The organism is Aeromicrobium phragmitis, assembly GCF_003674095.1.
GTDB classification, from domain to species: Bacteria; Actinomycetota; Actinomycetes; order Propionibacteriales; family Nocardioidaceae; genus Aeromicrobium; species Aeromicrobium phragmitis.
Map to the genome: position 1 here is coordinate 1 of NZ_RDBF01000298.1, position 290 is coordinate 290.

Here is a 290-nt window from a genome sequence, read left to right on the forward strand (position 1 = left end):
CGGATGTCCAACACGCTCTACCGCGCGACGGAACGCTTCCTCGGCAATCCCCAGGCCACCAAGGTGCCGTTCGTCATCGGCCTGGCCGGCTCGGTCGCGGTCGGCAAATCCACGACCGCGCGCTTGCTGCGTGAACTGCTGGCGCAGCGCGAGGAACATCCGAACGTGGCGCTCGTGACCACCGACGGTTTCCTGTTGCCGAACGCCGAACTCGAGAAGCGGGGCATCCTGGACCGCAAGGGGTTCCCGGAGTCCTACGACCGCAAACGACTCCTGCGCTTCGTCATGAG

1 protein-coding gene is annotated in these 290 nt (G+C 65.9%); it reads left to right on the top strand.

Annotation, left to right across the window (positions count from 1 at the left end; all coding sequences use genetic code 11):
- On the top strand, positions 1-290 hold a 290-nt coding region (locus tag D9V41_RS17435), incomplete at both ends, for a type I pantothenate kinase (protein WP_424922816.1).